Genomic DNA, 17,520 nt, shown 5'->3' with positions numbered 1-17,520 from the left:
GGCTTATCTACGAACTGGTTGCAGGTGCATTGGCGAGCTATTTATTAGGAGATTCAGTCAAGCAGTTTTCATTTATTATCGGTACCTACCTGTTCTCGATGGGGTGGGATCTTTTTAGCGAAGTACATCACCAAAAACCTTTTTGACCGGTTTATTGATATCGAACTGTTGATCGGCGTCATTGGTGGTTGCAGTTCTGTCGTTTTATTTTTACTGTTTCAGCAGGTTGAACACTTTCAATTTGTACTCTATTTCTTTGTTTTTCTGACGGGCTGTCTCTGCGGTATGGAGATACCCTTATTGATGAATATTCTAAAAGATAGGGTTCAGTTTAGGGAATTGGTTTCCAATGTGTTTGCTTTTGATTATATCGGCGCATTGATCGCTTCGGTCTTGTTTCCTATCCTGTTGATTCCCCGGCTGGGTGTGATGGGAACATCGCTGTTTTTTGGGATCATTAATATTTTGGTAGGCGTTTTTCTATCATTCTATCTCGCTAAAAGACTTAAAAATCCCAACTGGATTAAAGCCAAATCAATAATTTGTCTGGTATTGCTTTCGGTTGTGTTTTTTTATTCCGATGATTTGCTTAAATATTCCGAAAGTCAATTATATGGGAATAATATTGTCTATAAACATTCTACACCCTATCAGCGTATTGTTCTAACAGAGAGCAAGGGTGAATATCAATTGTTTCTGAACAATAATTTACAGTTCAACACCAAAGATGAATATCGGTATCATGAGGTTTTGGTGCATCCGGCGATGTCTATGGCCAAAGATGTATCGAATGTATTGGTCTTGGGTGGTGGAGACGGGCTCGCTGTCCGGGAGGTTCTGAAATATCCAGGTGTAAAAAAGGTTACATTGGTGGATCTGGACGAAGGTATGACCAAATTGTTCCAGACAAATGAACTACTGGTCAGTCACAACAAGGGCTCGCTGAACGACGCAAGGGTAAAAGTGATCAATCAGGACGCATTTATCTGGGCAAAATCTGCAAAGGAAAAATACGATGTCATGATTATCGATTTTCCGGATCCATCAAACTATAGTCTTGGAAAATTATACACGACAAGTTTTTATCAAAGTCTACTGCCGCTGATGACACCCTATACCATGGTGTCCGTACAGACAACTTCGCCTTATTTTGCACCCAAATCTTACTGGTGTATCCATGAGACAATCAGCACGGTTTTTCCAAATACTGTCGCCTATCACACCTATGTACCATCCTTCGGCGAATGGGGTTTTGTCTATTTTCAGCGAATATGACACAACAATTTAAGCATATCGTCCGACGGGTGGATAAGCTGCGGTATTACAATTATCATTTTAGAGAACTGACTGAGTTTCCGGCTGACATGCGTGCGGATCATGTAGAAATAAACCGTTTGGACAATCAGATTTTAGTGCGGTATTTTGATGAAGAATGGAGTAAGATTTAATCCCTCGCGGCGTGGTTTTCTCAAGCTTGCATTCTTGGGGGCAATCGGCCTGCAGTTTGCTCAGGCCTGTAAGAAAAAGGTGAACCGTATTTTTTTGCGCCTGACGGGGACAGATCATATTTTGGGGCATCGTCTGCGATTCCAAAATTTCCCAAATCTACAGCAGTGGTTGAAATACCTATTCTGATTCTAGGTGCTGGTGTAACCGGACTATCGGCTGCCTATCGTTTGCAACAACGGGGAATGAACGATTTTCTGCTTTTGGACATGGAGTCTGAAGTAGGAGGCAATGCGCGTCATGGCGAGAATGCTTATAGTCGTTATCCCCTGGGAGCACATTATCTTCCTATTCCGAATGCTTCCAATAAGGAGTTGCTGCGGTTTTTGGAAGAATCGAAAATTATCGTCGGCTGGACGGAGGGGGTGTTCCATTATTTGATGAGGAACAATTGTCCTTTGCTCCGCAGGAACGACTTTTCATCCATAACATCTGGCAGGAAGGCATTGTTCCCAGCTATGGAGTGTCCCAGCAGGAGGCGGCTGAAATTGATCGTTTTATGGCGCAGATGAGTCAGTTTAAGCAATTGAAAGGTAGCGATGGAAAGTACGTTTTTGATATCCCGATGCGCAATGCTTCGCAGTCGGATGATCTCAAAAGATTGGATGTCCTGACGATGCGTTCATGGATGGAATCAGAGGGGTATAAGACGGAACCTGTTTTTAGTTATGTGAACTACTGTTGTCGTGACGATTATGGTACCGGTATCGCAGCCACTTCTGCTTTTGCTGCTATACATTACTTTGCGAGCCGAAAGCACGATTGGTCTGCCTACCAGGATCTGGTGCTCACCTGGCAGGAAGGGAATGGGCGATTGGTCAGCCATTTAAAAAAATATGCGGATGGTAGGGTATTGAATAAACATCTGGCTTATCAGATACATGTTGGGCAAGATGCTGTGGAAGTGTCAGTCTTCGACGATAAAGCGAAATTGTCAAAGACCATCAGAGCCCAGAAGGTGATCAATTGTTGCCCACAGTTTGTCAATCAGTATCTATTGCCAAACCGTACGGCATTGACGAAAAAATTTCATTATGCACCTTGGATCGTGGCGACTATTGTCTTGCATCGTTTCCCTTTACAGATGGTGCGACACTTTCCTGGGAAAATATTATTTATAACGGAAAGGGATTGGGTTATGTTTATGATCAGCACCAGAGCCTCAATCAGTTGCAAAGCCCTTTTGTGATTACCTATTATCATAGTCTGGGAGATGGGGACCTCAACGGAAACCGGAAGCAACTATATCAGTGGACAGACCAGCAATGGAAAGAGTTTATTATGGAAGATCTGGAGAAGGCACATTATGGAATAGAAAATGAAGTCATCAGTATAGAAATTTTTCGACACGGGCATGGCATGATCAGCCCTGTCAGTGGTTTTCTATCAGACGAAGCGCGTATCGAACTGACAAAACCTATTGCTGATAAAGTCTATTTTGCACATTCTGATTTAAGTGGTATATCTATCTTTGAGGAAGCCTTTTATCAGGGAATCACCATAACCGATCAGGTTCTAGCTGACCTTGGTCAAAAGGAAGCATAGCTGTCGGCCTATGCCTCCGGATTTCTGTTTGTGTGCAATAGGTATTGCGGTCCCCGATATTTAACAGGTTTGTCTATCTGTAGTATTGTGGATCGAAGTTCTTATAGGCTCAATAGTACCTGCCATGCTTTGTCTAATTGCTCGGTATCCAACAATTGCGCCGCGTATTCATGTACTTTTTTGTCATTTGTGCTGAATCTTGCTGAAAGTTCAGTCGGAGATAGTTTAAATATTTATCCTCCTGGGAGGCCTGCTCTAAAACCGGCAAGGATTCTACATTGGCCAGTAACCCGAGATGGTTTCCAGTAAGTACTTTGGAAAGGCGAATACCTTCGGGCAGCTGATCTACGCCAATACCCAGACTGCGGAGTGGTTTAGGAACAATAAAGAGGTTTTTATTGGTTACACGGCAGTACCAGTCACCGCCGAGACGGGCGACCAGATCTAGTTCCTCTTGTTTTATCGTATTGTTTTTGTGTAAGAGTTCTTTGTGTACATGCATATAGAGTATTTCTGCAATAACGAGATTTCCTGCGCCGGGTTCGTCGCTCAGGGCGATCACTTCTCTCACGACATTCCAGTTGAACCGGAGATTCCGCTACCCGCGGTGGGCGAACGTGTAAGGATGGGATCGGTGTAAATCCAGATTTGTCAAATTCATTTACCTCCTTGCCGTACTCAGTACTGGCCAGTGACTGTTGCTGTACCATCGCATAGTTTACGATATTGATGACGACCTCATTGACTTCCTGAATATTGTCCAGTGTATGCTTGGTACTGCCATCACGCATACGACGCAAGGGCGAGAACACGCATATTGGTGGTTGGTGTGACATCAGATTGAAGTAGCTGAAAGGACTCAGGTTGACATTGCCCGCTGTATCGATTGTACTCGCAAAACAAATGGGACGAGGTGCAATAGCATATTTGATTAAATTATCAATGATGGCTTTATCAGCCGAGGACTCAAAAGTAACTGTATCGAAAGAAGAAGAATTCATTTTTGTATAGATTTATTGGTGGTATAATACAACGGAATTGGAAAGCTTGCCCAAGCCTGTTACTTCCAGCTCGATCTGGTCGCCTACCTGCAACCATTGATCCTGATAAGCAGGATTCTCCATGCGTCCAGTGCCGTTGAGTTCTAAAAAACATCCTGTTCCAACTGTTCCGGAACCGATCACATCTCCCGGAAAGAGACGTACACCATAGGAGACGCGTTCGATAATTTCGGCAAATGTCCAGTGCATCGTAGCAAAATTACCGGAAGAAACCTGTTGACCATTCACGCGACATGACATGTCGAGATTGTATCTGTCACCAATATGATCTCCTGAAGAATTAATTTTATAAGGTTCCAATTCGTCTTTGGTGACTAGCCATGGGCCAATTGCTGTAGCAAAATCCTTTCCTTTGGCTGGGCCCAAGCTTAATTTCATCTCGTCCATCTGGAGTTTTCGAGCGCTAAAATCATTCATGATCATGTATCCGGCAATATATTTATCAGCCTCTGAGGCAGGGATATTTATACCTGTTTTATTGATTACGATGGCTACCTCAAGTTCAAAATCCAGTTGCTCAAGATGCAGTGGCATACATTGTATCGGGCCTGGGCCTTGTATGGCCTGATGATTGGAGAAGTAAAAAACAGGAAATTCATCGAATTCCGGAATCATATCCAGTCCGCGGTTTCTTCTTGAGGTCGCTACGTGCTGCCGAAAAGCATAGGCATCACGCACTGATGTCGGATGCGGTATTGGTGCAACAAGCTGAATATCTTGCAATAACTGGTGAGGTCTGGATATCCGTCCCTCCAGCAATGCACTGTGATAATACTTTAAATCATTTATGGCTTCATCTCCACGGATCAAAAAATCAGCCATATCGGTCGGAAGGGAAGGAGCTATCTCCGAGCAGTTGTATACCCGGTCATTGATTATAATACCTAATTCATGTTGGCCATTTTTCGTGCACGTAACAATTCTCATATCGGAATATTCTATTGGTTATTCAATCTTTGAATGCGACACAAATATATCGTATAAGTTTTGAAAAAATATTTCTTCCCTTGAAAATAGAAAAATATTCTTACCTTTATTATAACATTATAAACTAGTAAAAATGATCAATCGTGGAATACATCGCTTTGCGTCATCCATGCCCTATATTGCTTTTAATAGAGCAATTATAGCTGATATCGTTTTCGCCCAATACTAATCCCCTCGAATTTTTTGCCAATCGATGCTATTGGCAACGTTGATATTCATTTATTTTTTATAACCGTTTTAAATCGTAGAATTATGCCATTTTATGTTAAACAAGGGCAAATTCCAGCACAGCGACATACTGTTTTTAGAAAGCCCGATCATACGCTCTATGCTGAAGAATTGGTTTCTACCCATGGCTTTTCCAGTCTTTATTCGCTCGTGTATCATTGCCACCCGCCTACGTTGGTCAAGCAGATCCGTGAACCTTATGATGTTACTCCAAAGATTGCCCGTGAAAAACATCTTAAACATACCAGTTTAAAAGGATTTCAGGTTCAGGCCAAAGATGATTACCTAGAAAGCCGTACACCTGTTCTGGTCAACCAGGACCTACACATTTCACTGGCTGCTCCCCGTCAGTCCATGACGGATTATTTTTATAAAAATAGTCAGGCTGATGAGATTATTTTCGTGCACCAGGGAACAGGGAAACTCAAGACGGGCTACGGAAGTATTCCTTTTCAGTATGGTGATTATCTGGTTGTGCCCAGGGTACAATTTACCAGATGGAATTTGATCAGACAGACAACCGATTGTTTATTGTTGAGTCGTTTTCGCCGGTACGTACGCCAAAGCGGTATCGTAATGAATTTGGCCAGCTGATGGAGCATGCTCCCTTTTTTGAGCGGGATATCCGTGTACCACAGGATCTGGAAACTTTTGACCAGCTTGGTGATTTTGAGGTGAAAATCAAGAAACAGGGATTGATTTATCCTTACATCTATGGAAGCCACCCTTTTGATTTTATTGGTTGGGATGGCTATCATTTCCCTTGGGCATTTTCCATTCATGACTTTATGCCAATTACCGGAAAATTGCATCAGCCACCACCTGTTCATCAGACTTTTGAGACTGATACCTTTGTGTTGTGCAGTTTTTGTCCACGTCTGTATGACTATCATCCAAAAGCCGTACCCGCACCTTATAACCACAGCAATGTAGACTCGGATGAAGTGCTATATTATGTGGATGGTGATTTTATGAGTCGGAAATCGGTTGAAAGAGGACAGATTACATTACACCCGGGCGGTATCCCGCATGGACCACATCCCGGTACGGTCGAAAAAGTATTGGACAAGTTAAAACCGAGGAACTGGCGGTCATGATCGACCCTTTCCGTCCCCTGATGTTGACCGAAGAGGCGCTAAAAATTGAAGATCCCGATTACTTTAAATCCTGGATGAGTTAAATTAAATACGAATAACCTTTATATAAATTATGGCAAATACATTTGCAGAGAAGATTGCCCAAGCGCAAGATTTTCTACCTATTAATGGAACCGATTACATTGAATTTTATGTGGGGAATGCGAAGCAGGCCGCGCATTATTACAAAACTGCCTTTGGTTTTCAGTCGGAGGCTTATGCAGGGCCAGAGACCGGTATTAGAGACCGTGCATCTTATGTCTTAAAGCAAGATAAAATACGGCTGGTCCTGACCACAGCCCTTAAATCAGACCATCCTATCGCTGAGCATGTCAAAAACATGGCGATGGCGTCAAAATATTGGCTTTATGGGTTGATGATGCCCGCAAATCATTTGAGGAAACAACCAAAAGGGGAGCAAAAGTCTATCAGGAACCGCAACTTCTCAAAGATGAACAAGGGGAAGTCTGGACTGCAGGATATACACTTATGGAGAAACGGTGCACCTTTTTGTGGAGCGAAAGAACTACAATGGTTTATTTATGCCCGGATATGAAAAATGGGAAAGCGACTATAACCCAGCAGAGACCGGTTTGCTCTATGTCGATCATTGCGTAGGCAATGTAGGCTGGAATAAAATGAATGAAACAGTTCAATGGTATCAGGATGTGATGGGCTTTGTCAACATCCTGTCCTTTGATGATAAGCAGATCAATACCGAATATTCGGCATTGATGAGTAAGGTGATGAGTAATGGCAATGGCTATGTAAAATTTCCGATCAACGAACCTGCTGAGGGAAAAAGAAATCTCAAATTGAGGAATATCTTGAATTTTATGAGGGCGAAGGTGTGCAGCATGCGGCATTGGCAACGAAGGATATTGTACGTACGGTGCGTGAACTTAAATCCAGAGGGGTTGAATTTCTAGGAGCTCCTCCAGAAGCATATTATGACATGCTACCGGAAAGGGTTGGAGCAATAGATGAGGAAATCCGGATTATCCAAGAACTGGGTATTTTGGTGGATCGTGACGAAGAGGGGTATCTCCTTCAGATTTTTACCAAACCTGTAGAAGATAGACCAACTTTATTCTATGAGATTATTCAGCGAAAAGGCGCGCAGAGTTTTGGCGCCGGCAATTTTAAGGCACTTTTTGAAGCAATCGAACGTGAACAGGAACGCAGAGGTAATCTATAAGGATATGTTGGGTATGAAAGAATTATTGCGTGCATTTGAGCACCGGAGTCCGGAAATCGTATTTGAGTGGAAAGATAGTGAAACTGATGCAAAAGGATGGATTGTTATCAATTCGTTGCGGGGCGGTGCAGCGGGCGGAGGCACACGGATGCGTGCAAGCTTGGATCGGCATGAAGTAGAGTCCCTTGCCAAAACAATGGAAGTAAAGTTTACAGTTTCAGGCCCCGCTATCGGTGGTGCCAAATCTGGTATCGACTTTGATCCACATGATCCACGCAAAAATGAGGTTTTAGACCGTTGGTTTAAGGTGGTGACACCGTTATTAAAAAAATTACTATGGGACAGGAGGGGATCTTAATATCGATGAAATCCATGATGTCATTCCATTGACCGAAGAATATGGTCTATGGCATCCACAGGAAGGTATCTTGAATGGACATTTTAAGGTAAATGAGAGCAACCGTATCCACCAAATAGGACAGTTGCGCTATGGAGTGTCCAAAGTATTGGAAGATAATACCTACAGTCCGGATTTAAAGCGTAAATATAAGGTTGCAGACATGATAACAGGCTATGGAGTTTCTGAATCTATCCGCCATTATTATCAACTTTTTGGAAGTGACTGTATAGGAAAACGTGCAGTGATCCAAGGCTGGGAAATGTTGCCGCCGCCGCGGCTTTCTACCTCTCTAAGCTGGGTGTGAAAATTGTCGGAATTATCGACCGGGCTGGTGGTTTAATCAATCGGGAAGGTTTCAGCGAAGCGGAAATTACACAATTATTCCTGGATCGCAAGGGAAATGAGCTTAATTCACCGGATTTGATGTCTTTTGAGCAGATTCAGAAAGAAATATGGGGATTGAAGACCGATATTTTTGTTCCAGCAGCAGCATCACGTTTGGTTTCAAAAGATCAGATCCAGCAGCTCCTTGAAAATGGGCTTGAAGTCATTGCTTCTGGTGCAAATGTCCCTTTTGCTGATCAGGAAATATTCTATGGACCAGTGATGGAGTTTGCTGATCAGCATGTTGCGGTGATCCCTGATTTTATTGCTAATTGTGGTATGGCAAGGGTTTGCTTATTTAATGCAGCGAAATATAGAAATGAGTGATGATGCGATCTTCTCTGATGTTTCAAAGGTGATTTTTGAAGCTTTGAAAAAAATAAGAGATTCTTCCGCAGACCGTACACAGATCTCTTCGAGAGCGTATGAAATCGCATTGAAACAATTGGTCTGATTCTTTTACAAGAGTCGTTAAACGAAAAACACTTGAAGCGGGGAACTTCAAGTGTTTTAACTAACCAATTATTAACCTAAATTTATGAATGCTTAAAACAGTGCAATACCTGTGCCAAAACTTATTTACCTAAGATGAATAAATTGTCATTTTTTTGTTAACTTATAATTTCGCTTCTATTTTGGATAAACACCTGATTTTGCAGATTTCCAAAACTGATTCTCGAATGAATCGTCGTAGGTGGCGGATGTGTTAAAGTATGCGGATACACCAAGGGTTATTACTGTTGATTTTTTTGTAAACTATTGATAAACAGAAACTCCTGAAGCGGGGAGCAACAGGAGTTTTCCTAACCAATTATTAACCTAAATTTATGAAAAGTACAGGTATAACGTGATCTGGACATAAAATGTTTCAACTATTTTTACTTTTTGCATTTTTAACATTTTTTAGTATTTCTATATTGATTTTCAGTAAAATATTCTAGTATTAACATTCTTTTCGTATTAGAAAATAAAAAACCTGTTAGCGGGGACTAACAGGTTTTTTATAAACTAACTAATTATTAACCTAAATTTATGAAACTAGTAAATAACTTTCAATAAGAATGCCAGGGCATAAATCAATCAGTCAGTTTAACGATTTTTAACGCTTTCTATGGCCAGCAGGTCTGTATTCCATTGTACCAAGGCTGTCGTATTTTATTTTTCAAACCTTTTATCGCTTGTAAATGTTTACTTAAGCAGAGTGAGCAAATAATCAGTGAAACTGTTTAATATAAAGTACATGTCCTTATCCTATCTTTATCAATTCGAAAATTATAGAAGCCCTTTTTGGGCTTTTGCTATCCACGATGGTCATCATATCGATGCGGATTTAGAATCGTATTTACATATTGCTCCCGAAGATCGTTTACGTGAGGAGGATCCATATACAGCAATTTTGGCAGAATTGCCCTTTAATCGATTTGTTTGTGGCACATCGAGGTTCCAACTGGATTTAAATCGGAGTAAGGATGGAGCGATTTATCTGACTCCCGAACAGTCCTGGGGAATTCAGGTCTGGAGGTCAGCGTTGCCGCAACAAATAAAAGATCAATTATACGAATCTTATGACATGTTGTACCGGAAGATAACGCAGCAGATTCAAAACACCATTGACCGCTATGGTTATTTTGTTGTTTATGATATTCATAGCTATAATGCGCTCCGAGATGGGCCGACGGCTATGATTGACAAAGTAAACAATCCACAGATTAATATTGGAACAGCAAACAATCACAGCAAATGGCGGGAATTGACCAGCTCATTGATGGATGTGCTTCGTACGGGTAAAGATGGGCAGGTCTATGACGTGCGTGAGAATGTTAAATTTAAGGGTGGCTTTTTGTCATCTTATTTAAATGAGCAATTTGGCGATAAGGGTTGTGTGTTTTCTATTGAGTTTCGCAAGGACTTTATGAATGAATGGACCGGAGAGGTCTACCCTCAAAAGTTACAGGAATATAAGCAACTTTTAATGCAAACCACTGACACCCTCGAATCCTATTTTGCCTATGAAAGATAATGCGAAGCAGTTAGCGGCTATCCTAAAAAAATCAAAAATAAGGAGGTTTTTCATACGCAGATACCACCAAAAATAAAATGGTATTCAATCAGGTTGTGCCTTATTTATTTTTGTATCGACAGTTTTTAGTCCGGATCCGATGCTGGCGGAACTGGTAAAATCCGAACCTGCGTATTTTAGAGTTAAGGACCCAGAAATGAATGTATCGGACTGGATCGCACCGATACTTAACCAGTTCGTCGAAGAATTTGGTGCATGTCTAATTATTGAAGCTTGGACGGCAAGCCCGGGGCAGCAAGAAGATATTCAGATCCATATTGCCCGGAAAATGTACAATCCATTGCACAATATCTTGGAAAGCAATTGGAAACGGAGGAATCTATTGCAAAAGTCGAAATTGTGACCGACACGAAAACCAATGCGACACAGAGTCTCTCTCCAGCGAGTATACAATTGGATAAACTAAATAGTAATATCTTGTATATGGGATTAGAAATCAAACCGAAGTATCTGCTGGGGCCAACCAACAAATACTTCCCATTGATCTTCGCCATTTTCGTGAGGCTATATCCCGAAGTTTATCCAAAACATTTTTTGAATTTATTCGCATACATACCCTGTCAAAGCCAACATCATTTAAAATTAGTCATCCCAAAAGATGCTTCCTTTGGCTTGGGAAATCGATCAAAAATTGGCCCGTGAAAGCCAGCGGTTTGATTTTCTATTGTTGGTAACACCGACAAATTCCTATGACGCCTGGTTGCAGTTCAAAAAAGGGAAACTATCGCAGGGTTCCTGTTTTTCATTATAGACCCATGCCGATTGATCCCGATATTATTAAACGTAACCTCTATAATCTACATATTGAAGACCTTTATGACCCTTCCATAGCTTATTTGTTTCGGGATAAACGCAAAGAGCTCGATCAGATGATGAGCATGCTGAGCGAAAGGGGAAAAGAGGGATTTTTACTGGGCAGCATGCAAGTGTTTGGTACCGTCAACGAAAAGCTGTTGGAAAAAGCGCAGGCCATATTAACAATTACAGCGACTGACAGGGAGCATCAAACAAAGGAAGAGGATGTCGTCTATGCAGAAGAGTTTGCGAAACTAGCACAGGAAGAACTGGATTATTTAAAAAGCCAAGATCCTAATTTTGGTACGACTGTACGGCTTCGGGATGATATCTATGGAGTGATGGTGAATCAAGGGGTGCTAAATATCAGTAAACAATATAGTCTGCCCCGACATCGGGTACAGGCATTGATCCAACACGAAGTTGGGACTCATATTGTCACCTACTATAATGGCAAGCAACAGCCCTTCAGTCTTTTTAGATTGGGAGTTCCAGGATATGAGAAGCTTCAGGAGGGATTGGCCGTACTCGCCGAATACTTGGTTGGAGGCTTGACAAATAATCGATTACGCATATTAGCCGGTAGGGTGGTGGCGGTATATCACATGCAACAGGGAAATACTTTTTTAGACACATTCGCGCTGTTGGTGGACAAATATCAGTTTCTGCCAGAGACGGCTTTTCAGATGACCATGCGTGTTTTTAGAAGCGGAGGGCTCACAAAAGATGCGTTGTATCTCAGTGGTTTGATCGAATTGATAAATTATATAAAAAGTGGTCGGGATCTCACCTTGCTGACTATGGGCAAGATCAGGGAAGATTATATCCCGATAGTCGAAGAATTAATGCTTAAGGGGATTCTGAATGCTCCTGTTTTGACACCCAAATACTTGACCTCACCCTATAAAGATGCATTAACCAATCTCAAGAAAAGTAAAGGAATATTTCAGATGATACAATAATCAGCGACACTATATGAAGATAGCATTTGTTATTAATCAGACCCATAAAGAAACTGAACGTTTCACGACAACCCTGCTCGCATTGAAAGCACATCAGCTAGGGCATGCAATTTATTACATCGGACTGGCCGATTTTTATTATGAATCTGCCCATATTGCCGCTCATGTTCGTGAGGTGCTTCCTACACAACAGATTACCTCTGCAAAGCAGTTGATGGAGGTATTGAGAGCTACAGCAAAGACAAAAATGGAATTGGAGAAGATGGATGTGATCTGGCTTAGATTCGATCCTGTTTTGGATATGGTGAATCGGCCCTGGGCAGCTTCATCTGCGCTGCAGTTCGCCTCTTTATTAAAAGAAAAAGGTGTACAGGTCATTAACGATCCCGATAGTTTGGGCCGGGCAAGTAACAAATTGTATCTCGAGGGTTTTGACGAGTCTATCCGACCCAAAACAATTGTAACCAGAAATTATGCTGATGTTGTTGAGTTTTTTGAGCAACAAAATAAATTGATTATTTTAAAACCTTTAAAGGGGTCTGGTGGGAAGAATGTGTTTTTGATCAATAAAGATAATCAACAGAATTTAAAGCAAACGGTCGAGGCGATTGCCAGGGATGGCTATGTGATTGGACAGGAGTATCTGCCAGAAGCAGCTGCTGGGGATATCCGTTTTTTCTGTTGAATGGTGAACCCGTCTCCATCAATGGAAAATATGCTGCTGTTCACCGTGTGCAGCAGGGGAATGAGATCCGGAGCAACGTGCACCAAGGGGCAAAACCCAAGCCGCGATAATCTCGCCGGAGCTGCTACTTATGGTTGATAAAATCAAAGACAAATTGATACAGGATGGAATGTATTTTGTCGGTTTGGATATTGTGGGCGATCGTATTATGGAGATAAATGTTTTTAGTCCGGGAGCTTTATGCCAAACAGAAGAGATTGTGAAAGAAGATTTTTCCGCATTGATTATCAAAACCTTGAAGAAAAAAAATAAGATCTGCTAGAAATTCATCGGGTGTATAGTAAGGCGGTTATATGTAATTGATTTTATAATAAGGGGCCAAAGATCAATAATCGCGTGGGCTGTCTAAAAACATACCTGATCCCGAGAACTAAGTTGTTTTTTGGCGTCATTTGAAATCTTTTAGCGGCAATTAGGATTGTTGTAATAGGAAGCTGACAAAACGCGGGATTGATGGAAATTATGAGTTTGAGATGAATCAAGGCATTTAAATTCTTGTTAATTTTAAGAAAATATAAAAATACGATGTTTATTATTGATTCACCTTCCCATGATGCTTATTTCAATATTGCTTCTGAGGAATACCTGCTCACGAAATATCCGGAAGAACCCATTTTCTTATTGTACATGAATGATCCGTCAATTATTATCGGCAAATTTCAGAATACTTTGGCCGAAATTAACCTTGATTACGTGAATGATAATAAGATTAAGGTTGTTAGGAGAATGTCTGGTGGTGGTGCCGTATATCATGATTTAGGAAATCTCAATTTTCCTTTCACACCTTATTGGGAAATCTTGATTTTATGGATTTTTCGACTTTCACGCAACCTATTGTTTCTGTTTTGAACAAATTGAATATTCCGGCAAAACTGGAAGGAAGGAATGACCTGCTGGTGGATGGAAAGAAGTTTAGTGGAAATGCTAAGCTCGCAAAAAATGGTAAAATGGTTCAGCATGGTACTATTTTAATTGATTCACAGATGCAGATATTGAGCGATGCATTGAAGGTAAACCCGCTTAAATTTGTCGATAAAGCTGTTAAGTCCAACCGTGCGAGGGTAACAAATCTGATCGGTTATCTACCTCAGGGTTTTACAACGGTAAAATTTAAGGAACTATTGATCGCAGAAATGCAGCGAGAAAATCCTGATGCGGAGATCGTTCATTTCTCTGCAACTGATATCCAGCATATCGAACATCTTGTGAAGGAAAAATATGAAACCTGGGACTGGAATTTCGGTTTCTCTCCGAATTATAATTTTAAAAGGCAATCAAGATCCCCGCCGGTTTTATCGAATTACATTTAGATGTACATAGAGGTTCTATTGAGCATGCTAAGATTTTCGGGGATTTTTTTGCTTCTGAATCTATTCATGAACTGGAGCAACTATTGATTGGAAAAAAACATCAGTTGGAAGAAATCAGAGCGCTGTTGGAAGCCATAGATCTAACTTCGTATTTTGGAAAAGTTGATGTAGTTGAAATTTTGGAGCTATTTAAATAATAGCTATTGTATTATCCCATTGGGACTTAAATAAAAAATATTATGCCTTGGAATCCAGATATCTATAATAAGTTTAAAGACATCCGTTTCAAACCTTTTTTGATCTATCCGAACTAATAGCTTCGGAAACAACGATGAAAGCGGTAGATCTCGGATGTGGAACCGGAGAGCAAACCGCTATTTTAAGCGATAAATTTCCACAGGCTACATTCCTTGGAATAGATGCATCTCCAGAAATGTTATCGATGAGCCGTAAGCTTGAACATGAACACCTAAAATTTGAAAATAGTAGTGTTGAAAAATTTCTGGAGACAGCGGGTTCCTGGGATTTGATATTCAGTAATGCGGCATTGCAATGGCTGGATGGTCACCAACTGCTTTTTCCGCATCTCATTTCCAAATTGAGTAGTGGTGGGCAATTGGCCGTTCAGATGCCTTACCAGCCGGAAAATGTCTTAAATAAACTGCTATCTGAGCTGGCTGGTGAAGAACCTTACCGCAGCTATTTGGATGGTTGGAATAGGGCTTCATCGGTGCTAAGTATAGATGACTATGCACAGATTTTGTTTCATTCGGGCTTGGAGGAATTGGATCTCTCGCTTCGTATATACCCAATTATAGCTGCCGAAGCGGAAGTACTTTATGACTTTATTTCCGGATCGGCATTGATCCCTTATATTGAGCGACTGGACGAAGATAAACGATCTGTTTTTATTGAGGCTTTTAAGGCACGTATTAAACAGCATTTTTCCAGATTTCCTGCGATATATCCATTTAAACGTATTTTATTGTATGGGCGAAAGAGCTGAAATCGAGCGAGAATGTTCGTGTTAAATGCTGATCAAATCGGACCAGATCGCTTTGGTCAGCGTTGCTAAATCGTTGGGATTTAATATCATTTGAAGGCCTCGTTTTCCTGCGCTGACAGAAATTTCCGTTTCCAATTGAGCTGCTTCCTCGATAAATGTTGGAAATAGTTTTTTCATGCCAATAGGTGAGCAGCCCCCACGGATATAGCCTGTTACAGCTAACAGATCCTTCATGGGGAGCATTTCACAATTTTATTACCTGATGCTTTAGCGATCTTTTTTAAGTCAAGTTGGGCATTTCCGGGAATTACAGCAACAATGTAAGGATCTATATTTCCTTTCAATACTAAAGTCTTATAAAGTGTTTCAGGTAATAGACCTAAGGACAAGGCAACATGCTCCGCGCTGACATCATGATCATCCACCTCGTATTCTCTTAATTCATAGTTTACTTTTGCCGTATCCAACAAGCGGACTGCATTGGTTTTATGCGACATGATAAGCTTTTTTAAGATTTACGATTGGAAAAATAGTTTGTAATCTCTGTCAAGGAGTATGTATTCAGACAATTTTTTGCTTCCAGACCACCTTTTTGTGCAACAAAAATACCATACTGCATGTCCAACAGCCCTTCGGTGCGATGCGCATCAGGGTTAATGGACAACAATACGCCCTTTTCCACAGCATAACGATGCCATCTCCAATCTAAATCTAGCCTTAAAGGATTTGCATTAATTTCGATGACAACCCTATTCGCGGCGCAGGCATCAATTATTTTTTTAAAGTCAAGTGGATAGCCCGATCTGCTTAATAAAAGGCGGCCTGTTGGATGTCCCAAAATTGTTGTATATGGGTTTTCAATTGCTTTAATCAATCTAGCAGTTGCTTTTTCCGCATCCATTTTTAAGTTGGAGTGGACAGAGGCGACAACAAAGTCAAATTGTGCTAATATTTCATCAGGGTAGTCCAGTGATCCGTCGCTTAGGATATCGGATTCTATTCCTTTAAAGATTTTAAAAGGGGCTAGTTTTTCATTTAAGCTGGCAATTTCTTTCCATTGCTCTTCCAATCTTTCGATGGAAAGACCATTTGCATAAACTGCCGTTCTGGAGTGATCACATATTCCGAGATATTCGAGACCTAATGCATCTTTACAATGAAGAGCCATTTGCTCCAAGGTATGAACGCCATCACTATAAGTTGAGTGGTTGTGCAGTGTCCCTTTGAGATCCTTAAATTGGATTAATTGAGGTAAAGTATGGTTCTGTGCGCGTTCAATTTCGTCGAGACCCTCGCGCAATTCAGGTTCAATATAATCAAGCCTTAAGTTACGATAGATAGCCTCTTCACTGGAAAGTGAAGGTAAGTCAGGAAGAATATTGAATAAAAGATCCAAGTGTGCGGTCGATCCTGTGCTGAGAATAAGGTCCCGATAAAAATCATTGATATTCGTACTGAAAACCTTGAATGTAAAACCTAATTCATCGGTAATTTCCAGTGAATTCTCTGTTTTCTCCACCAATGTATAATCACCTAGGAATTTCTCCACCGCTTCTATACTTTCGGAAATGAGTAGGTCCACTGTGCTTAACACTTCGCATTTTCTTCTAAAGTCTCCGGTAAAGGATAGAAGAGACGAGGGGAATGTGTTTTTAAAATAGCATAAAATCTATCAGCCTGGGACAATACTTTGGCGTATAGGAACCATCCCTGATTGGATATTGAAAATTCGATGGATTTCTTTATTTCTTCCTGCGTTTTTAAGCCAAATCCTTTGGCTTCAACTAGACGGTTTTCATTGCAGGCATACAGTAGTTCGCCTACACTTTCAATACCAAGGTCTTGCCAGATAATCTGAACCTTTTTAGGCCCAGGCCCTTTATGTTTAACATTTCAACAACTCCTGATGGCGTATTCGCCAATAGGTCCTGGAGTTCCTTAAACGTTCCGGTTTGTGCGACCTCTTTCGCTTTCTCGGCGGTACTTTTTCCTATGCCCGGCTGTGCGCTCAATTCTTCAAGCGAAGCGTCATCAATGCGAAAGGGCAATTTGTCCAATTTAAAAGATGCACTAGCCATGGCCTTTGTTCGGAATGGATTTTCGTTGTGAAGTTCCATTAATTGGCTACACAATTTAAAAATTTTAGAGATCGCTTTATTGTCCATCGTTGTCGGTGA

27 protein-coding genes and 2 pseudogenes are annotated in these 17,520 nt (G+C 41.1%); 23 read left to right on the top strand and 6 right to left on the bottom strand.

Going from position 1 to position 17,520, the window contains the following annotated elements; genetic code table 11:
• The first annotated feature begins 51 nt into the window (after positions 1–51).
• The 7 genes from KUH03_RS05890 (at position 52) to KUH03_RS05860 (ending at position 3,499) form a co-directional block, all read left to right on the top strand.
• Positions 52–1,275: a polyamine aminopropyltransferase gene (locus KUH03_RS05890; protein WP_306429702.1), complete on the top strand. Its 1,224-nt coding sequence runs from the start codon at positions 52–54 to the stop codon at positions 1,273–1,275.
• A complete protein-coding gene (locus KUH03_RS05885; RefSeq protein WP_257091999.1) occupies positions 1,272–1,448 on the top strand; it encodes a hypothetical protein in 177 nt (58 codons plus the stop codon). Before KUH03_RS05890 ends, KUH03_RS05885 begins: the two co-directional genes overlap by 4 nt.
• A complete protein-coding gene (locus KUH03_RS05880; protein ID WP_257091998.1) occupies positions 1,426–1,635 on the top strand; it encodes a hypothetical protein in 210 nt (69 codons plus the stop codon). The genes KUH03_RS05885 and KUH03_RS05880 overlap by 23 nt, the downstream gene beginning before the upstream one ends.
• The gene (locus tag KUH03_RS05875) at positions 1,614–2,018 is read left to right on the top strand and encodes an FAD/NAD(P)-binding protein (protein ID WP_257091997.1); all 405 of its coding nucleotides are present in this window, start codon (positions 1,614–1,616) and stop codon (positions 2,016–2,018) included. Before KUH03_RS05880 ends, KUH03_RS05875 begins: the two co-directional genes overlap by 22 nt.
• Positions 1,970–2,695, top strand: coding sequence for a hypothetical protein (locus KUH03_RS05870; RefSeq protein WP_257091996.1), 726 nt, complete (start codon positions 1,970–1,972; stop codon positions 2,693–2,695). The genes KUH03_RS05875 and KUH03_RS05870 overlap by 49 nt, the downstream gene beginning before the upstream one ends.
• Complete coding sequence (locus tag KUH03_RS05865) at positions 2,677–3,051, top strand: hypothetical protein (RefSeq protein WP_257091995.1); 375 nt, start codon at positions 2,677–2,679, stop codon at positions 3,049–3,051. The genes KUH03_RS05870 and KUH03_RS05865 overlap by 19 nt, the downstream gene beginning before the upstream one ends.
• A gap of 295 nt (positions 3,052–3,346) precedes the next feature.
• Positions 3,347–3,499 (top strand): hypothetical protein, encoded by a 153-nt coding sequence (locus tag KUH03_RS05860; protein WP_257091994.1) that lies wholly within the window; start codon positions 3,347–3,349, stop codon positions 3,497–3,499.
• Here the strand turns inward: KUH03_RS05860 and KUH03_RS05855 are convergent.
• Positions 3,471–4,052 carry a flavin reductase family protein gene (locus tag KUH03_RS05855; protein WP_257091993.1) on the bottom strand — a complete coding sequence of 194 codons (582 nt, stop codon included), beginning with the start codon at positions 4,050–4,052 and terminating at the stop codon, positions 3,471–3,473. The two genes, KUH03_RS05860 and KUH03_RS05855, sit on opposite strands and share 29 nt — an antisense overlap.
• Positions 4,053–4,064: 12 nt before the next feature.
• Positions 4,065–5,039: a fumarylacetoacetate hydrolase family protein gene (locus tag KUH03_RS05850; RefSeq protein WP_257091992.1), complete on the bottom strand. Its 975-nt coding sequence runs from the start codon at positions 5,037–5,039 to the stop codon at positions 4,065–4,067.
• Positions 5,040–5,351: 312 nt separating this feature from the next.
• Here KUH03_RS05850 and KUH03_RS05845 point away from each other — a divergent pair, with 312 nt between their 5' ends.
• The 16 genes and pseudogenes from KUH03_RS05845 (at position 5,352) to KUH03_RS05755 (ending at position 15,343) form a co-directional block, all read left to right on the top strand.
• A complete protein-coding gene (locus KUH03_RS05845; RefSeq protein WP_257091991.1) occupies positions 5,352–5,921 on the top strand; it encodes a hypothetical protein in 570 nt (189 codons plus the stop codon).
• Positions 5,921–6,424, top strand: coding sequence for a hypothetical protein (locus tag KUH03_RS05840; RefSeq protein ID WP_306429466.1), 504 nt, complete (start codon positions 5,921–5,923; stop codon positions 6,422–6,424). The genes KUH03_RS05845 and KUH03_RS05840 overlap by 1 nt, the downstream gene beginning before the upstream one ends.
• Positions 6,425–6,536: 112 nt before the next feature.
• Positions 6,537–7,661: pseudogene (gene hppD / locus KUH03_RS48200) on the top strand (4-hydroxyphenylpyruvate dioxygenase).
• On the top strand, positions 7,633–8,019 hold the full coding sequence (locus tag KUH03_RS05820; protein ID WP_257091986.1) for a Glu/Leu/Phe/Val dehydrogenase dimerization domain-containing protein: 387 nt from the start codon (positions 7,633–7,635) through the stop codon (positions 8,017–8,019). Before hppD ends, KUH03_RS05820 begins: the two are co-directional and overlap by 29 nt.
• A 28-nt stretch (positions 8,020–8,047) precedes the next feature.
• Complete coding sequence (locus KUH03_RS05815; protein WP_257091985.1) at positions 8,048–8,365, top strand: hypothetical protein; 318 nt, start codon at positions 8,048–8,050, stop codon at positions 8,363–8,365.
• Complete coding sequence (locus KUH03_RS05810) at positions 8,362–8,772, top strand: hypothetical protein (RefSeq protein ID WP_257091984.1); 411 nt, start codon at positions 8,362–8,364, stop codon at positions 8,770–8,772. Before KUH03_RS05815 ends, KUH03_RS05810 begins: the two co-directional genes overlap by 4 nt.
• Positions 8,765–8,899: a hypothetical protein gene (locus KUH03_RS05805; protein ID WP_257091983.1), complete on the top strand. Its 135-nt coding sequence runs from the start codon at positions 8,765–8,767 to the stop codon at positions 8,897–8,899. The genes KUH03_RS05810 and KUH03_RS05805 overlap by 8 nt, the downstream gene beginning before the upstream one ends.
• Positions 8,900–9,685: 786 nt before the next feature.
• Positions 9,686–10,465, top strand: coding sequence for an N-formylglutamate amidohydrolase (locus tag KUH03_RS05800; RefSeq protein ID WP_257091982.1), 780 nt, complete (start codon positions 9,686–9,688; stop codon positions 10,463–10,465).
• Positions 10,466–10,604: 139 nt separating this feature from the next.
• On the top strand, positions 10,605–10,868 hold the full coding sequence (locus tag KUH03_RS05795; RefSeq protein WP_257091981.1) for a hypothetical protein: 264 nt from the start codon (positions 10,605–10,607) through the stop codon (positions 10,866–10,868).
• On the top strand, positions 10,865–11,167 hold the full coding sequence (locus tag KUH03_RS05790; RefSeq protein WP_257091980.1) for a hypothetical protein: 303 nt from the start codon (positions 10,865–10,867) through the stop codon (positions 11,165–11,167). Before KUH03_RS05795 ends, KUH03_RS05790 begins: the two co-directional genes overlap by 4 nt.
• A gap of 113 nt (positions 11,168–11,280) precedes the next feature.
• Complete coding sequence (locus KUH03_RS05785) at positions 11,281–12,282, top strand: flavohemoglobin expression-modulating QEGLA motif protein (protein WP_257091979.1); 1,002 nt, start codon at positions 11,281–11,283, stop codon at positions 12,280–12,282.
• 13 nt (positions 12,283–12,295) lie between these two features.
• Positions 12,296–12,967 (top strand): hypothetical protein, encoded by a 672-nt coding sequence (locus KUH03_RS05780; RefSeq protein ID WP_257091978.1) that lies wholly within the window; start codon positions 12,296–12,298, stop codon positions 12,965–12,967.
• Between the two features lie 130 nt (positions 12,968–13,097).
• Entirely contained in the window at positions 13,098–13,289 is a 192-nt protein-coding gene (locus tag KUH03_RS05775) for a hypothetical protein (protein WP_257091977.1), read from the top strand.
• Between the two features lie 263 nt (positions 13,290–13,552).
• A pseudogene (locus tag KUH03_RS48195) lies at positions 13,553–14,337 on the top strand (biotin/lipoate A/B protein ligase family protein).
• A complete protein-coding gene (locus KUH03_RS05760; protein WP_306429701.1) occupies positions 14,301–14,534 on the top strand; it encodes a lipoate protein ligase C-terminal domain-containing protein in 234 nt (77 codons plus the stop codon). Before KUH03_RS48195 ends, KUH03_RS05760 begins: the two are co-directional and overlap by 37 nt.
• 116 nt (positions 14,535–14,650) lie before the next feature.
• Positions 14,651–15,343 (top strand): methyltransferase domain-containing protein, encoded by a 693-nt coding sequence (locus KUH03_RS05755; protein ID WP_257096725.1) that lies wholly within the window; start codon positions 14,651–14,653, stop codon positions 15,341–15,343.
• Positions 15,344–15,364: 21 nt separating this feature from the next.
• On the opposite strand, the gene KUH03_RS05750 is transcribed toward KUH03_RS05755, so the two are convergent.
• The 4 genes from KUH03_RS05750 to KUH03_RS45325 form a co-directional block, all read right to left on the bottom strand.
• Positions 15,365–15,577, bottom strand: coding sequence for a YbaK/EbsC family protein (locus KUH03_RS05750; RefSeq protein ID WP_257091974.1), 213 nt, complete (start codon positions 15,575–15,577; stop codon positions 15,365–15,367).
• Complete coding sequence (locus KUH03_RS05745) at positions 15,574–15,840, bottom strand: YbaK/EbsC family protein (RefSeq protein WP_257091973.1); 267 nt, start codon at positions 15,838–15,840, stop codon at positions 15,574–15,576. The genes KUH03_RS05750 and KUH03_RS05745 overlap by 4 nt, the downstream gene beginning before the upstream one ends.
• Before the next feature lie 11 nt (positions 15,841–15,851).
• The gene (locus tag KUH03_RS45330; RefSeq protein ID WP_306429465.1) at positions 15,852–16,925 is read right to left on the bottom strand and encodes a PHP domain-containing protein; all 1,074 of its coding nucleotides are present in this window, start codon (positions 16,923–16,925) and stop codon (positions 15,852–15,854) included.
• Positions 16,926–17,163: 238 nt separating this feature from the next.
• Positions 17,164–17,508: a hypothetical protein gene (locus KUH03_RS45325; protein WP_306429464.1), complete on the bottom strand. Its 345-nt coding sequence runs from the start codon at positions 17,506–17,508 to the stop codon at positions 17,164–17,166.
• Positions 17,509–17,520: the final 12 nt, after the last annotated feature.

The sequence above is a fragment of the Sphingobacterium sp. E70 genome, assembly GCF_019285695.1.
Classification (GTDB): Bacteria; Bacteroidota; Bacteroidia; order Sphingobacteriales; family Sphingobacteriaceae; genus Sphingobacterium; species Sphingobacterium detergens.
Note: the sequence above shows the minus strand (reverse complement) of the source record. Positions and strands in the feature narration are given on the sequence as shown.

Coding starts and splice junctions, on each gene's coding strand:
- KUH03_RS05885 (WP_257091999.1), top strand. CDS start 1,272: ATGACACAACAATTTAAGCATATCGTCCGACGGGTGGATAAGCTGCGG.
- KUH03_RS05880 (WP_257091998.1), top strand. CDS start 1,426: ATGAAGAATGGAGTAAGATTTAATCCCTCGCGGCGTGGTTTTCTCAAG.
- KUH03_RS05860 (WP_257091994.1), top strand. CDS start 3,347: ATGGTTTCCAGTAAGTACTTTGGAAAGGCGAATACCTTCGGGCAGCTG.
- KUH03_RS05855 (WP_257091993.1), bottom strand. CDS start 4,052: ATGAATTCTTCTTCTTTCGATACAGTTACTTTTGAGTCCTCGGCTGAT.
- KUH03_RS05850 (WP_257091992.1), bottom strand. CDS start 5,039: ATGAGAATTGTTACGTGCACGAAAAATGGCCAACATGAATTAGGTATT.
- KUH03_RS05845 (WP_257091991.1), top strand. CDS start 5,352: ATGCCATTTTATGTTAAACAAGGGCAAATTCCAGCACAGCGACATACT.
- KUH03_RS05840 (WP_306429466.1), top strand. CDS start 5,921: ATGGAGCATGCTCCCTTTTTTGAGCGGGATATCCGTGTACCACAGGAT.
- KUH03_RS05805 (WP_257091983.1), top strand. CDS start 8,765: ATGAGTGATGATGCGATCTTCTCTGATGTTTCAAAGGTGATTTTTGAA.
- KUH03_RS05800 (WP_257091982.1), top strand. CDS start 9,686: ATGTCCTTATCCTATCTTTATCAATTCGAAAATTATAGAAGCCCTTTT.
- KUH03_RS05795 (WP_257091981.1), top strand. CDS start 10,605: ATGCTGGCGGAACTGGTAAAATCCGAACCTGCGTATTTTAGAGTTAAG.
- KUH03_RS05785 (WP_257091979.1), top strand. CDS start 11,281: ATGCCGATTGATCCCGATATTATTAAACGTAACCTCTATAATCTACAT.
- KUH03_RS05780 (WP_257091978.1), top strand. CDS start 12,296: ATGAAGATAGCATTTGTTATTAATCAGACCCATAAAGAAACTGAACGT.
- KUH03_RS05775 (WP_257091977.1), top strand. CDS start 13,098: ATGGTTGATAAAATCAAAGACAAATTGATACAGGATGGAATGTATTTT.
- KUH03_RS05750 (WP_257091974.1), bottom strand. CDS start 15,577: ATGAAGGATCTGTTAGCTGTAACAGGCTATATCCGTGGGGGCTGCTCA.
- KUH03_RS05745 (WP_257091973.1), bottom strand. CDS start 15,840: ATGTCGCATAAAACCAATGCAGTCCGCTTGTTGGATACGGCAAAAGTA.
- KUH03_RS45325 (WP_306429464.1), bottom strand. CDS start 17,508: ATGGACAATAAAGCGATCTCTAAAATTTTTAAATTGTGTAGCCAATTA.